The following is an 11,912-nucleotide window of genomic DNA, read 5'->3' on the forward strand; positions in this document are numbered from 1 at the left end:
CCTCCCGTGATCGTGAAGTCTTTCAGCGCACCAGCGCGCCGCCGTCGTTCTCCGCCGCCCCGCGGCTCGGATAGGCCAACACCCGCTCGGAGCCCGGCATATGCGGAAAGCCCTGGAAGTTGAGCGCGTTGGCGAATTTCTCGCGGCAACTGGCGAAGCGCTTGTCGCAGCCGGCGGTGAGCCGCGCGGGCGCGCCCACGGCCACTTGCTGGACGAGCGGCGTCATCAGCTCGACGATCCGCACGCCCTCCTCCACCCGGTCGGAGACCACCTCGCCGACCAGCCCGCCAACCTCGATCCGCCCGCCGGCGAACCAGTCGCGCGGCGGCCCGGCGATGCCCTCCACCCTGATCCGCCCGGCGGTCGAGCCCGCCGCCACCGTTCCCTCCAGCCGGAAGCCGCCGGCGATGAGATCCACACCGCAACGCCCGTCGCCGAGATCGGCGTCGCACAGATGCGAGAACACCCGCCCTTGCGGGATGTCGAGCAGATGCGCCAGCCCGCGCAGCTCGGCGCGGAACGCATTGCCCGCCCGCGTCACCTCGCCGATGACGGCGCGGCGCAGCAGCATCCGGTGCTCCGGCGCCTGCCAGTCGACCAGGAAGATCTCGACCCGCCCGCCGTCCCACAATCCGGCGGCAAGGTCCGCCTCGGCGATCCGGTCGGAGGCAAGGATGCCGGCCGCCTCGCTGGTGCCGGCGGCGAAATCCGGGGCCATGTCCGTGGCGCTCGCCTCGAAGCCGAGCTCGGGGCGGAACTGCGTCCCCTCGAACGTCACCACCCGGTCGTGGTCGGTGAAGCCGAGCACCATGCCGTCGGCCCGCGTCAGCCGCCAGCAGGTGGCGAGCGTCGTTGCCTGCGCGCCCGCGCGCGCGGCAAGGCCCGGCGGAACCGTCCTCATGGCGCCTCTCCCCCCTCCGGGGTTATTTCCACGAGCGGGATCGTCGGCACGCGCCCGGCCTCGAAATGGGTGAGGCTCAGCTCCAGCCGGTCGGTGTCGAAGCGCACCGGCACGTCGAAGCGAAAGCCCGCAGTGACGATCGCCCCCGCTGCCGGCGCCGCGGCGAGCGTCACCAACCCGCTCGCGGGATCGCAGGCAAAGCCCGTTCCCTCGGCGAGTTCCGTGCCGCCGACGGCGATCCGCACGGAGCCTGTCACCGGCTTTTCGATCCGCCGCAGCGCCGCGCCCGCGCCGGTGCCGTAGGTCTTGGCAAGCGCAAACTCTACCCGCGTCCCGTCACCCGTGCCGATCCGGCAGTCGAGCGGGCCGACCGTGTTGCCGCTCGCCGCCGACAGGTTGTCGAAGGGATCGCGGAAGCGGAAGCCGGTCAGCCGCCCGCGCATGCGCTCGAAGAAGCCGGCGACCTCCTGCAGGTCGGCGAGCGAGCGCACGCCCGTGCCGGCGTCATAGCGCCGCCGCGACCCGGCCCAGCGGGCATTGCGCATCTCGGCGCCGGAGGCGAGCGTCACCACCTCCGTGCGCCATTGCGGCCCGCCGCTGGCGCCGAAGGCGACGCCGAGCGGGAACCGCTCCTCGATGAATCCGGGCGTCATCGCGGCCCTCCAGCTTTTTTCGATGAGGCGAAACAAAACGCGTCGAATTTGATCTTCCTCAAGGTCCGCTCCGCCGCGGCGGGGCAGTCTCTTCGCGTCACAGGAGATCTACCGAACATGGGTCATGTTCCCCACGAGTTGCATGAGGAATTCCCGGACAAGACTGCGGCGTTGCACGAGTTGAAGACGTCCAACGGGCACTTCGCGCGGCTCGCCGAGAAGTATCACGAGGTCAACAGGGAGATTCACCGGGTCGAGACCGATGTGACGCCAGCCTCCGACGAGGTTCTGGAAACGCTCAAGAAGCAGCGCCTTCATCTGAAGGACGAAATCGCGGCGATGCTCGCCGCCACCTGATACGCCGGTGCCTGAGCCCCTCCTCTTCGGGCCCGACGTTAAAGCCCGCGCCGTCCCCGTCCGACGGCGCGGGCAACCATTGTTGCGATCTGCGCTTCCGAACGGGCGAAGCTCTCCGCGTCCCTTGCCTCCACATTGAAGACGATCTGCGGCACGCCCTGTCCGCCGCTTCCCGCGCCCGCGGCAACGCCGAGCCGGCCGCTCGCATCGCGCGACAGCGGCAGCACCGCCTCCGCCCCCGCCTCGCCCATCAGCCCGAGCGCGCCCGCGCCGCCTCCCGGCAGCGGGAAATAGCCGGGTGCCGCCACGACCCCGCCCTTGGCGAAGGGCAGGATGCCGCCGCCGGAAAATCCCGACGCCAGCCCCGAGAACAGCCGTCCGGCAAGGCCGGAAATCCCGCTGGAGATCCCCTGTTCCACCGGGGCGAGCGCCGCGCTCAAGGCCCGGTTCGACAGCGACAACGCCGCCGAGCGCAGCACCTGCTCCAGCGAGCGGCCGTCGACCAGCGCCTGGCGCAGCCCGCGCGACAGCACCCCGGCCGCCTCGCGCGAGGCGGAGCGCACATCTTCCATCGCCGTGCGCAGCCGCTCGGCCTCCTCAAGCTCCAGTCCGTCCGCGCTCATCCACGCCCTCCTGCCGTTCCGTGTTGCCGTCCGCCGCGTCGGGGAAGCGCCGCATCAAGGCGTCCAGTCCGGCGCGCCGCAGCGGCGCCTGTTGGCTCGCGCCCCCGCCATTCAGCCCGGCCAGCAGCGCCGCCACTTCGCGCGGCGTCGCCCGCCAGAAGCTCTCCGGCGGCCAGCCGAGCCGGCCCATGCACAGGCCCATCGCCGCGTCCCAGGGAAAGGGACGGATCTCCGCCGCGCCCGCCTGCGGCCCTGCGGACGCGGCGCTCAAGGGTCCGGCGGCGGATCGCCGTCGTTGCTGTTGAGAAAGGTCGCCCGCAGCAGCTCCGCCGCCAGCAGCGCCAGCCCGGTGATGCCGTCGGCGTGGTCGAGTCGGTCGACCTCCTCATCGCAGATCGTTTCGCCGGCGCCGCGCAGGCCGGCGCCAAGGATGCGGATGACGTCGCGCGCCGACAGCCGCGCCTCGGCGAAGCGCCCGGTCAGCGCCGCCAGGTCCTCGGCGCCGTAGGCTGCCTCCAGTTCCGCCAGCGCGCCGAGCGTCAGCACCAGGCGGCGGTTTCTCCCGCCGAGCCGTGCCGCCACCTCGCCGCGGCGGCGATTCGCCGTCAGGCTTCTCTCCCCCGCCATGGTCAGGACGCCGTGAAGCTGATCTCGCCGGCCGATTCCAGCGCCAGCTCGTAGGTCACCTCGCCGTCATGGGTGCCGGCATAGTCGAGCGCCGTCACCTGGAACGGCCCGGCGATCGTGCCGAAGTCCGGCACCACCACCTGCCAGACGCGGATCGTCCCGTCGAAGAACATCGTCCGGACGGTCTCGTCCGCCGCCTTGTCGCGGAACACGCCGCCGCCGGAGATGCTGGCCGAGCGGGTGCCGGCGCCGGCCAGCAATTCGCGCCAGCGCCCGAAACTGTCGCCATCGGTGATATCGACGCTGCCGGCGTTGAGCGCGATCCGCCGCGCCTTCAGCCCGGCCATGGTGACGAAGCCACCGCTGCCGGTCGCGTCGCATTTCAGCAAAAGATTCCTGCCTGCCTGTGCGGCCATGTCCGCCTCCGTTCCTGTCGTCCTGATCCGCTTTCTAATCCGCCGGCTCGCTCACCAGCCGCAGCCGCAGCCGGCCGCGCCAGGTGCGTCCATCGGCCAGCCTCTCGCTGCGCTCGTCGATCGTCCCGGCATTGACCAGCACGTGCCCGTCGAGAAATCCTTCGACGCCGGCCAGCACCGCCTCGCGGGCCGCCGCCATCAGCGCGGCGACCTCGCCGCGCGCGTCTTTTCGCGAATGCACTAGGATTTCCGCCTCGTGCTCCTCGCCCTCCTCCGCGCTCGACAGCAGCGGCCGAGAGACGAGGGCGCCGAGTTCGATGAAAGGGTGCACGGCCCCGCGCGGGGCCCCGTCATGCACCCGCTCGCCGCCCGTCAGCGCGACGAGCTCTGCATCGGCCCGCAGGGCCTTCACCAGCGCTGCCCGCAAGGCGCCTTGCGCGCTCATCGTCCCTCCTCCTCGATGAGGCAGGCGACAAAGCCGCTCCGCCGTGCCGTGTCGTCGACGGCGAGCACACGGAAGCGCCGCGCGCCCTCGCTCAGCCGCCAGCCGCCGGCGATGCCGGTGCCGGTGCGCAGCCGCGCCACATGGGTGGCGATGCCGTCGTGCCGCCCGCCCGCCTGCCGCTCGGCAAGGCTGGCCGGCGCCAGCGCCACGAAGACGAGGCCGGTATCGGTGAAGATCGTCTCCGCCTCGCCATCCGCCGCCTCGATCCGCTCGGGCCGCTCCAGCCGCATCGCGCGGTCGAGCATGCCCGCTCCTGTCCCCGCCCTCACAGCCGCACCATCCGGTAGCTGCCGGCAAGGCTTGCGACCGCCGGCGGCAGGCCGGGCGAAGCCGGATCGAGCCCCGGCTCGCGGTGCTCGAACCAGTGGGCGACCAGCAGCAGCACCGCCTGGCGCAGTGGCGCCGGCACCGCGGCCGGGTCCGTGCCATATCCGGCGGTGAAGTCGATCTCGATGCCGTTGAAGCCTGTGATCCCGGCCGGTGCGCCCGTCGCCACCTTCAGCCGCGGCGGGCTGGTCGCCGCCTCCAGCCGGTAGTCGGCCTGGTCCAGCGCCACCGGCAGCCCGTCGCCGTCATAGACGGTGACCGCCTCGACGGAGGCGACCGGGGCGACCGGCAGCCGCACCACCCGGCCCGGCGGCCAGGCATCCAGATAGAGCCGCCAGCCCTGCGCGATCAGCGCCCGGCGCGTCGCCAGCTCGATCTGCGCCCGCGCGGCGGCGATCAGCCGGCCGAGCAGCGCGTCCTCCTCACTGGTTGTCACGCGCAACTGCGCGCGCGCCTCCTCCAGCGTCACCGGCTCCACTGCCGGCGGCGTCGTCACGATCGCGGTCATCGCATCCCCATCCGCTGTCCGTTCCGCATGACCGGGCGGGGGAGCCCCGCCCGGCCTCTCGTCCGCCGCCGCCGTTACGCGGCGAAGACCAGCAGCTTGATCGCGTCGAAGTCCTGCATGCCGCCGCCCACGCGCTTGGTCGTGTAGAACAGCACGTAGGGCTTGGCCGAATAGGGATCGCGCAGGATGCGCACCCCGGCCCGGTCGACCACCAGATAGCCCCGGCGGAAGTCGCCGAAGGCGATGGCCGGCGCGCCGGCGGCGATGTCCGGCATGTCCTCCGCCTCGGTGACCGGGAAGCTCATCAGGGTCGCCGGGGCGCCGAGGCTCGCCGGCGGCTGCCACAGGTAGTTGCCCTCGCCGTCCTTCATCTTGCGCAGCACGCCCTGCGTCCGCCGGTTCATCACGAAACGGGCGTTCTGGCGGTAGCCGGCCTTCAGCGCATAGACGAGGTCGATCAGCACGTCGCCCGGATCGCTCGCCGGAAAGGCCGCATCGACGCCGGTCGACAGCGTGCCGACATTGCCCCAGCTCCAGGCGCTCTCAGTCACCTGCGGATAGTCGAGGAAACCGCGCGGCCGATTGACGCCGTTGCCGGCGACAAAAGCCGCGCCCTCCTGTTCGGCGAAGGCCAGTTCCACCTCCTCGGCGATCCAGGCGTCGACATCGACCGCCGCATCGTCGAGCAGCGAGGCGGTCGCCGCCGGCATGGCGTAGAGCTCCATCGTCGGGAAGGCGAGTTCGGCCAGCGTCGGCGAGCCGGTCTCGGGCCGCGCCGCCGTCTCCGCCACCCAGCCCGATTGCGGGCCGGAGATCGAGAACGGCTTCTTGAAGACGCTGGCCGAGACCTGCCGCGAGCCGGCGATGGCGCGGATCGGCGAGACCGCCGTCATCCGGCGCAGGATGCCGGCCTCCGTCTCCTCCGGCACCAGATAGCCGCCGTCGGGATCGGAGCCGATGGACAGCGCCTTCTGCTCGAGCGAGCGCAGGCCCTCCTCCTGGCCCTTGCGCATATAGGCGAGGAAGGCGCCGCGATGCTCGCCGGTCGCCGCGCTCTCGCGGGTCCGGCCGCCGGTCCCTTCGCCCTCACGCGGCGGACGGGCCGCCTTCAGCGCCAGCGCGTCGAGGCGCTGCTGCTGCCGGTCGATCTCCGCCTCGATGCGGGCGAGCTTCTCGCCGGTCAGCACGTCGGCGCTGCCGCGCTGCTCGATCTCCGACAGGCGCTCGTCGTTCACCTCGCGAAACGCGGTGAAGGCGGCGCGCATGTCGTCGAGCTCGCGCTCCAGGCCGGGGCCTGCGGCCGGTGCGGCACCGCGCCCGGTCACCGCCTTGGTTTCGGGGGCGTGGCGCGTCAGCGCCGGCTGCTCGGCCGGACGGGGATTGCTGCTGGTCATGATCTGCGAAACTCCATTGCCCTGGTTGAGAGGTCCGGCGCCGGGAGCGCCGGTCGGGCGGCCCTGCGGCCGCCTCACGAGTCGAGCGCGCCTTGCGCGCGTCCCGTGGCGTTCGACCCGGCATCGAGCCGGGCCATCGGGTGCAGCGGGAAGGTCACGAGCGACACCTCCCACAGGTCGATGTCGAAGATCCGCCGCAGCCCGCTCTGCGGATCGCGGCGGGCCGAGCGGGTGCGAAAGCCGATGGAGAGCCCGTCCAGCGCGCCGGCCGCCACCAGCGCGGCGGCATCGCGACCCGTGCGCGTGTCGGTGACGAGCCGCCCGCTCAGATAGAGCCCGCGGGCATCTTCCCTGGCGCTGTCCCACACGCCGATCGGCCGGGCCGGATCGTGCTGCCACAGGAAGCGGATGCCGTGCGCCCCGCGCTCGGCAAGGCTGCGGCGGAAGGCGCCGCGCATCACCATGTCGAGCGCGTCGTCCGGCGTGCCGAAGAGGCTGGCATAGCCGGAAATCCGCGTCGGCCGCACGAGAGCCCGCCCGCCCTTCGGCTCCGCCCCGCCGCCATCGCGGCCGAAGCGTCCCGCCGCCAGCGCCCGCATCGCCAGCGCCGCGTTGTCGCGCCCTGCCGGGCTTTCCGCCTGCGCCCGGCTCATGCGCGCGCCCCGGCGCTCTCCGCGCTTCTTTCGAGCGCGGCGCGCAGCACCAGCACGAAGCGGGCGAACACGGCCCGATGCGCCCGCTTCACATGCGGCGCGCAGCGGATCGCCTCACATCCGGACATCTGGAAGTCGGACATCTGGGAAATGGGCATCTGGGAACCTGATGTCTGTGAACCGGGCGCGCGCGCGCCCGCGCTCGCCCCAACACGGTGCGTCATGATCTGGATCTCCCTTTTGGTGAGTTCGAAATGCGAGCAATCTGCGGTGTGCTTGGCTGCCCGGCTCCGCCCCCTGCGGTCGTCTTCCCGGACGGCGCGCAGCGCCGAGCCGGGACCGGAGAGCCGAGGGCGTATGAGGAGCACTCACGAAAGAGCCCGCAACCACCGTGCCTCTCCGATCCCGGCTCTCCGGCTACGCCTGCGGCCGGGAAGACGCCGAGAGGAAAGTGCCAAGGATGACGAGCAGAGCGGCCCCCTACTCGTCGCCGATCATCCGGTTGAGCCGGGCGATGGCCTCGACGAAATCGTCGAAGCGGCGGTTGGAGCGGACCATCTCGCGCAAGCTCCACACCAGCAGGCTCGACGAGGAGCCCGCCCACAGCAGCAGCACCAAGTGGGCAAGGTCCCCGCGTGCCGCCACCTCGCGCAGCGCCGGCTCCATCATGCGCCGTCCGCCCCAGAGGCTTCCGCCCCAGAGCTTTCCGCGCCGTAGCCGACCGCCTGCCGCTTCTCGGCGCGCGTCAGGAACGAGGCCCGCTCGACCCGCTCCCACAGGGCCGCGCGCTCGGTCGACAGCGCCTCGATGGCATCGGCATCGGGCACCAGCCGCAGGTCCGCCTGCCCGGCCGGGGAAAGCCACCGCGCCAGCGCCTCGCCGACGCGGGCAGCCAGCGGCAGCACGGTCTGGCGCCAGAAGGCGCGGTTGGCCTCCTGGTAGTTGGCGAAAGTGTTGTCGCCGGGGATCGCCAGCAGCATCGGCGGCACGCCGAAGGCGAGCGCGATCTCGCGCGCCGCCTGGTTCTTCGCCTCGATGAAATCCATGTCGCGCGGGGTGAAGCCCATCGGCTTCCAGTCGAGCCCGCCTTCCAGGAGAAGCGGCCGCCCCGCGTTCGCCGGGCCCTGGTAGCCGGCCTCCAGCTCGCCCTTCAGCCGGTCGAACTGCTCGTCGGTCAGGTTCGCCGCATCCGCCCCGCCATAGACCAGCGCGCCGGAGGGGCGCGCCGCATTGTCGAGCAGCGCCTTGTTCCAGGCGCCGGCGGCGTTGTGCAGGTCGAGGCTGACCTGCGCCGCCTCCAGCGGGGCGAAGCCGTAATGGTCGTTGAGCGGGTGGAACACCTTCAGATGCAGCACCGACGGATGGCCGTCGCGCGGGTCGGCGGGAAAGCGCACCGTGCGCCCGGCGACCGTATAGTCGAACGCCTCCGGCCAGCCGTCGCGCCCCGGCACCACCCGCACCCGGTCGGGCCGCAGCGCATGCAGCTCGCGCGGGCGGCCGTCGATGTCGACCCGCTCCAGATAGGCGTTGCCGGCGACCTGCAGGTAGCCGTGAACCTCCTCCAGCAGCCCCTGCCCCGACTGGCCCGGCGAGGGCCGCGCCAGCAGCTCCAGCAGCGGATGCGTGTCGAGTTCGCGCGTGCCCTCGTAGAGCACCAGCGGCACGCTGGCCGCCGCCTCCGCCACCATGCGCACGGCCCGGTGCACCACCGGGTTTCGCGCATATCCCTCGCGGGCGAGCGCCGCATAGTCGCGCGGCGTCCACACCGCCCGCCCGGCGCCCGAAAGCGCCAGCAGCGGCCCGGCGCGCGAGGCCTTGGCCTCGGCTGACGGGCGACGAAAAGAGTCAAGAAGGTCGCGCAACCCCATGATCCAGAATCCTTTTTCCGGTCGACTTGAGAGATTGAGTCCGCTGCCTGAGACGGTGATTCAAACAGATCGATTCAGATGCTTCGCATCGTGATTCAACGTGGCCGGAGGCCTCACAGACTGCGCAGGCGCGGGCTCGCCGGCGGCCTCAACGCCAGTTCGTGCAGCGCATAGACCAGCGCATCGAGCCGGTCGGGCGAGTGGCCGGCCGACAGCCCGTCGGGGGCGAATTCCGCCATCTCGTCTTCGAGTTCGGGAAAGGCGCCGACATGGCGCACCCGGCCCTGCTCGTAGAGCATGGCGACCGGCTCGGCGCGCAGCCACTTGCCCCGCCGCGCCCGCACCTCGGCAACCGGCACGCCGGGGTCGACGCCGTTGATCACCGCGCCGACCATCTCGCCGCCCTGGTTGACCTCGGCGACCAGGCAATCGGCCCCGAGGCTCCGCCACAGCTCCACCGCCGCGCGGGCCCAGCGCGCCGGCTTTGCCGCCCGCAGGCTCGCATCCGCCAGCACATGGACGATGCCCGCGCCGTCGATGCCGGCGGCGATGATGCCGCAGGCGTCCGAGCGGCGGGACGATCCCGCCGGCGGATCGACCGCGACGACGATGCGGGTGAGCTCCTCCGGCCGCCGGTCGCTGCGGCAGCGCTCCAGCGTGTCGCGGCTCCACATCGCGCCTTCGCGCTCGCCGACGATCTCGCCGTCCAGCTCCTGCCGCGCCAGCCGGGTGCCGCGATAGCGGTTGCGGATCGCGGTGATGAAGCCCTTGGCGAGATGCGCCGCGTTGGCCTCCGTCGCCGCGCGGGTCACCACCGTGCCCTCGTCCCCGATCAGCCGCTTCAGGAGCGGGATCGGGCGCGGCGTCGTCGTCACCAACTGGCGCGGATGGGCGCCGAGCCGCAGACCGAATTGCAGCATGTCCCAGGTCTCCTGCACATGCCGCCACTTGGCCAGTTCGTCGCACCAGGCGAGCTCGAATTGCGGCCCGCGCAGCGCGTCCGGATCCTCGGAGGAAAACACCTGCGCCACCGCGCCTGAGGGCCATTCCAGCCGCCGGCGCGAGGGCAGCCATTGCGGCCGCTCGGACGCGGGATGCACGGACAGCAGGCCGGAGACGCCCTCCACCATCACCTCGCGCGCATCCATCTGCGTTTCGCCGACCAGCGCGATGCGCAACTCGCCGCCCCGCCCTTGACGCGCTGCCGCATTCACCGCTGCGCGCAGCCACTCGGCCCCGGCGCGGGTCTTGCCGGCGCCGCGCCCGCCGAGCAGCAGCCACACCCGCCAGTCGCCCTGCGGCGCAAGCTGGTGTTCATGCGCCCAGATCGGCCAGTCATGGCGCAGGAAGCGCAGCTCCGCCGCCGTCAGCCGCGCCAGAAAGTCCGGCAGCCGCCCCTTCGCCGCACAGGCGGTCAAGGCGCTGCGCAAGCTCGTGCCTGAGTGCATCCTCGTCCCTCCCTGCCGGGTCCAGTTCCCTCACGCCGCTGCGCAGCTCGACCAGCACGTCGAGCGTCCGGGCGAGAATGCCGAGCGTGCGGGCATTGCGCTCGGCCAGTTGCGAAGCCTCCGTCCGGTCGAGCTTGAGCGTGCGGGCGCGGCCGATTTCCAGCTCGATCGCCTCCACCTGCCGCTCGAACGCCTCCGCCAGCCGCCCCACCAGGCAGGCAAGGCCCTGCGTGTCGCCGGCGGCGATCAGCCCGCGCACATCGCCCGAGCGCACCCAGCCCTCCGCCTGGATGTGGCGCAGCACCGTGCTTTTCGCGACGCAGAACCGCTTCACCACCCCGTCCGCATCCAGCGCGCCGCTCTCGTAGAGCTGCCGCGCCTCAGCCCACGCCTCGACGCCCAGATGCACCGGCACCTTGCGGTCGGGAGAAGCTGCTTCGGGCGGGGGTTGCTTTTTGGTTTTGGCGGGCACTGCCTCGGGATGTGCCGGCAGGGTGTCAGCCGCTGCCGGTTTGCCCTTGGCTTCGGCCTGTTCCGGGGATTGCACGGCACCGTCCGCTGGCGCCTTTGAACCGGCCATCGGCCCCTCCCTTGCTTGATGTCGGGATCATGTTCGGCAAAGATCGGAAGACCGCCCGAGAAAGTGGCCCGACCTCACATCCTCTCCGGGCGTCACCCCGAGAAAGTAGCCCGACCTCACATCCCCTCGGCCGTCACCCCGGCCGCAGGCGAAGCCGGAGAGCCGGGATCGGCGAGCCGGGGGCCTTGCCGCAGCGCTCAGACAAAAGAGGCAACCGCCCTGCCTCCCCGGTCCCGGGTCGCGCTTGCGCTTGCCCGGGAAGACGCAAAGGAGAGGGTGGAGCGTCAAAAACACCCGCCAGAAACACAAATGGCGGCCGAACCAATCGGTCCGCCGCCATCACACACTGCCCCTCCCCGCGTCCTCCCGCGCGCAGCCTCTCCTTCGTACTCCCGGACGGAGGTGAAGCCGGAGATCCGGGATCGGCGAGCCGGGGGCCTTGCGGCAGCGCTCAGGAAGCACCACAACCACCCTGCCTCCCCGGTCCCGGGTCGCGCTTGCGCTTGCCCGGGAAGACGCCGAGGAGAGGGGGGAGCGACAAACACCCGCTGAGGGTGCCAATGGTTCCCGGCTCTGCGCTGGCGCGCGGCCGGGATGACGGCCTGAGAAAGCAGCACGACCTTGCATCCCCTCCGCGCGTCACCCCGGCCGCGCGCAAGCGCAGAGCCGGGGCCTATTGGCTGCCAGAGCGGCAGCGGGGACACCGGAACCGTCCCCCACTCCCTGCCTGTCGTCCCGGTTTCGGCGCAGCCGAAGATCGGGACCCAGTAACCACGAACGGTTCGGCTCACACCCTGGTGTCCCCACGTCCTCCCGCGCACCGTCCTCTCTTTCGTCCTCCCGGACGACGGCGAAGCCGGAGATCCGGGATCGGCGAGCCGAGGGCGGTGGCAGCAGCGCTCAGGCAAGACAGGCGGCAAACGCCGTGCCTCCCCGGTCCCGTTGGGGTGGACGGCCCCCATCCGGCGCCGTTTTGCGCCAAGATGATGGTCCCAACACATCGAAGGAGCCGCCCAATGAACGAGATTACGCGCATCGGCATGGACACGTCC

17 protein-coding genes are annotated in these 11,912 nt (G+C 71.8%); 1 reads left to right on the forward strand and 16 read right to left on the reverse strand.

Annotation, left to right across the window (positions count from 1 at the left end; all coding sequences use genetic code 11):
- Positions 1-22 precede the first annotated feature (22 nt).
- Entirely contained in the window at positions 23-901 is an 879-nt protein-coding gene (locus P2PM1_RS24615) for a DUF2163 domain-containing protein (RefSeq protein WP_186400924.1), read from the reverse strand.
- Positions 898-1,554, reverse strand: a complete 657-nt coding sequence (locus P2PM1_RS24620; RefSeq protein WP_186400925.1) for a DUF2460 domain-containing protein — start codon at positions 1,552-1,554, stop codon at positions 898-900. The genes P2PM1_RS24615 and P2PM1_RS24620 overlap by 4 nt, the downstream gene beginning before the upstream one ends.
- Before the next feature lie 117 nt (positions 1,555-1,671).
- Here P2PM1_RS24620 and P2PM1_RS24625 point away from each other — a divergent pair, with 117 nt between their 5' ends.
- Entirely contained in the window at positions 1,672-1,911 is a 240-nt protein-coding gene (locus P2PM1_RS24625; RefSeq protein WP_186395131.1) for a YdcH family protein, read from the forward strand.
- 38 nt (positions 1,912-1,949) lie between these two features.
- Here the strand turns inward: P2PM1_RS24625 and P2PM1_RS24630 are convergent, their stop codons facing one another.
- The 14 genes from P2PM1_RS24630 to P2PM1_RS24695 form a co-directional block, all read right to left on the reverse strand.
- Positions 1,950-2,534, reverse strand: a complete 585-nt coding sequence (locus P2PM1_RS24630) for a phage tail tape measure protein (protein WP_186400926.1) — start codon at positions 2,532-2,534, stop codon at positions 1,950-1,952.
- Positions 2,509-2,805: a rcc01693 family protein gene (locus P2PM1_RS24635; protein ID WP_371637096.1), complete on the reverse strand. Its 297-nt coding sequence runs from the start codon at positions 2,803-2,805 to the stop codon at positions 2,509-2,511. The genes P2PM1_RS24630 and P2PM1_RS24635 overlap by 26 nt, the downstream gene beginning before the upstream one ends.
- On the reverse strand, positions 2,802-3,161 hold the full coding sequence (locus tag P2PM1_RS24640) for a gene transfer agent family protein (RefSeq protein ID WP_186389978.1): 360 nt from the start codon (positions 3,159-3,161) through the stop codon (positions 2,802-2,804). The genes P2PM1_RS24635 and P2PM1_RS24640 overlap by 4 nt, the downstream gene beginning before the upstream one ends.
- Positions 3,162-3,163: 2 nt before the next feature.
- The gene (locus tag P2PM1_RS24645; RefSeq protein WP_186389979.1) at positions 3,164-3,577 is read right to left on the reverse strand and encodes a phage major tail protein, TP901-1 family; all 414 of its coding nucleotides are present in this window, start codon (positions 3,575-3,577) and stop codon (positions 3,164-3,166) included.
- 34 nt (positions 3,578-3,611) lie between these two features.
- On the reverse strand, positions 3,612-4,022 hold the full coding sequence (locus tag P2PM1_RS24650; RefSeq protein ID WP_186400927.1) for a DUF3168 domain-containing protein: 411 nt from the start codon (positions 4,020-4,022) through the stop codon (positions 3,612-3,614).
- Positions 4,019-4,327, reverse strand: coding sequence for a head-tail adaptor protein (locus P2PM1_RS24655; protein ID WP_186400928.1), 309 nt, complete (start codon positions 4,325-4,327; stop codon positions 4,019-4,021). Before P2PM1_RS24655 ends, P2PM1_RS24650 begins: the two co-directional genes overlap by 4 nt.
- Before the next feature lie 20 nt (positions 4,328-4,347).
- Positions 4,348-4,917: a head-tail connector protein gene (locus P2PM1_RS24660; RefSeq protein ID WP_186400929.1), complete on the reverse strand. Its 570-nt coding sequence runs from the start codon at positions 4,915-4,917 to the stop codon at positions 4,348-4,350.
- 74 nt (positions 4,918-4,991) lie between these two features.
- A complete protein-coding gene (locus P2PM1_RS24665; RefSeq protein WP_186400930.1) occupies positions 4,992-6,311 on the reverse strand; it encodes a phage major capsid protein in 1,320 nt (439 codons plus the stop codon).
- A 74-nt stretch (positions 6,312-6,385) separates the two neighbouring features.
- Positions 6,386-6,964: an HK97 family phage prohead protease gene (locus tag P2PM1_RS24670; protein WP_244301629.1), complete on the reverse strand. Its 579-nt coding sequence runs from the start codon at positions 6,962-6,964 to the stop codon at positions 6,386-6,388.
- Entirely contained in the window at positions 6,961-7,122 is a 162-nt protein-coding gene (locus P2PM1_RS24675; protein WP_186400931.1) for a hypothetical protein, read from the reverse strand. Before P2PM1_RS24675 ends, P2PM1_RS24670 begins: the two co-directional genes overlap by 4 nt.
- Before the next feature lie 322 nt (positions 7,123-7,444).
- Positions 7,445-7,633 carry a hypothetical protein gene (locus P2PM1_RS24680; protein ID WP_199270398.1) on the reverse strand — a complete coding sequence of 63 codons (189 nt, stop codon included), beginning with the start codon at positions 7,631-7,633 and terminating at the stop codon, positions 7,445-7,447.
- Positions 7,630-8,832 (reverse strand): phage portal protein, encoded by a 1,203-nt coding sequence (locus tag P2PM1_RS24685; RefSeq protein ID WP_186400932.1) that lies wholly within the window; start codon positions 8,830-8,832, stop codon positions 7,630-7,632. Before P2PM1_RS24685 ends, P2PM1_RS24680 begins: the two co-directional genes overlap by 4 nt.
- 113 nt (positions 8,833-8,945) lie before the next feature.
- Positions 8,946-10,280: a DNA-packaging protein gene (locus P2PM1_RS24690; RefSeq protein WP_186400933.1), complete on the reverse strand. Its 1,335-nt coding sequence runs from the start codon at positions 10,278-10,280 to the stop codon at positions 8,946-8,948.
- The gene (locus P2PM1_RS24695; protein WP_186400934.1) at positions 10,168-10,695 is read right to left on the reverse strand and encodes a hypothetical protein; all 528 of its coding nucleotides are present in this window, start codon (positions 10,693-10,695) and stop codon (positions 10,168-10,170) included. Before P2PM1_RS24695 ends, P2PM1_RS24690 begins: the two co-directional genes overlap by 113 nt.
- Positions 10,696-11,912: the final 1,217 nt, after the last annotated feature.

This window comes from Stappia sp. P2PMeth1 (assembly GCF_900185735.1).
Lineage (GTDB): Bacteria > Pseudomonadota > Alphaproteobacteria > Rhizobiales > Stappiaceae > Stappia.

Excerpts from the sequence above, each read along its gene's own strand:
- P2PM1_RS24680 (WP_199270398.1), bottom strand. The coding sequence starts at position 7,633 with ATGATGGAGCCGGCGCTGCGCGAGGTGGCGGCACGCGGGGACCTTGCC.
- P2PM1_RS24645 (WP_186389979.1), bottom strand. The coding sequence starts at position 3,577 with ATGGCCGCACAGGCAGGCAGGAATCTTTTGCTGAAATGCGACGCGACC.
- P2PM1_RS24630 (WP_186400926.1), bottom strand. The coding sequence starts at position 2,534 with ATGAGCGCGGACGGACTGGAGCTTGAGGAGGCCGAGCGGCTGCGCACG.
- P2PM1_RS24650 (WP_186400927.1), bottom strand. The coding sequence starts at position 4,022 with ATGAGCGCGCAAGGCGCCTTGCGGGCAGCGCTGGTGAAGGCCCTGCGG.
- P2PM1_RS24670 (WP_244301629.1), bottom strand. The coding sequence starts at position 6,964 with ATGAGCCGGGCGCAGGCGGAAAGCCCGGCAGGGCGCGACAACGCGGCG.
- P2PM1_RS24690 (WP_186400933.1), bottom strand. The coding sequence starts at position 10,280 with ATGCACTCAGGCACGAGCTTGCGCAGCGCCTTGACCGCCTGTGCGGCG.
- P2PM1_RS24665 (WP_186400930.1), bottom strand. The coding sequence starts at position 6,311 with ATGACCAGCAGCAATCCCCGTCCGGCCGAGCAGCCGGCGCTGACGCGC.
- P2PM1_RS24660 (WP_186400929.1), bottom strand. The coding sequence starts at position 4,917 with ATGACCGCGATCGTGACGACGCCGCCGGCAGTGGAGCCGGTGACGCTG.
- P2PM1_RS24620 (WP_186400925.1), bottom strand. The coding sequence starts at position 1,554 with ATGACGCCCGGATTCATCGAGGAGCGGTTCCCGCTCGGCGTCGCCTTC.
- P2PM1_RS24640 (WP_186389978.1), bottom strand. The coding sequence starts at position 3,161 with ATGGCGGGGGAGAGAAGCCTGACGGCGAATCGCCGCCGCGGCGAGGTG.
- P2PM1_RS24625 (WP_186395131.1), top strand. The coding sequence starts at position 1,672 with ATGGGTCATGTTCCCCACGAGTTGCATGAGGAATTCCCGGACAAGACT.
- P2PM1_RS24675 (WP_186400931.1), bottom strand. The coding sequence starts at position 7,122 with ATGCCCATTTCCCAGATGTCCGACTTCCAGATGTCCGGATGTGAGGCG.
- P2PM1_RS24615 (WP_186400924.1), bottom strand. The coding sequence starts at position 901 with ATGAGGACGGTTCCGCCGGGCCTTGCCGCGCGCGCGGGCGCGCAGGCA.
- P2PM1_RS24655 (WP_186400928.1), bottom strand. The coding sequence starts at position 4,327 with ATGCTCGACCGCGCGATGCGGCTGGAGCGGCCCGAGCGGATCGAGGCG.
- P2PM1_RS24685 (WP_186400932.1), bottom strand. The coding sequence starts at position 8,832 with ATGGGGTTGCGCGACCTTCTTGACTCTTTTCGTCGCCCGTCAGCCGAG.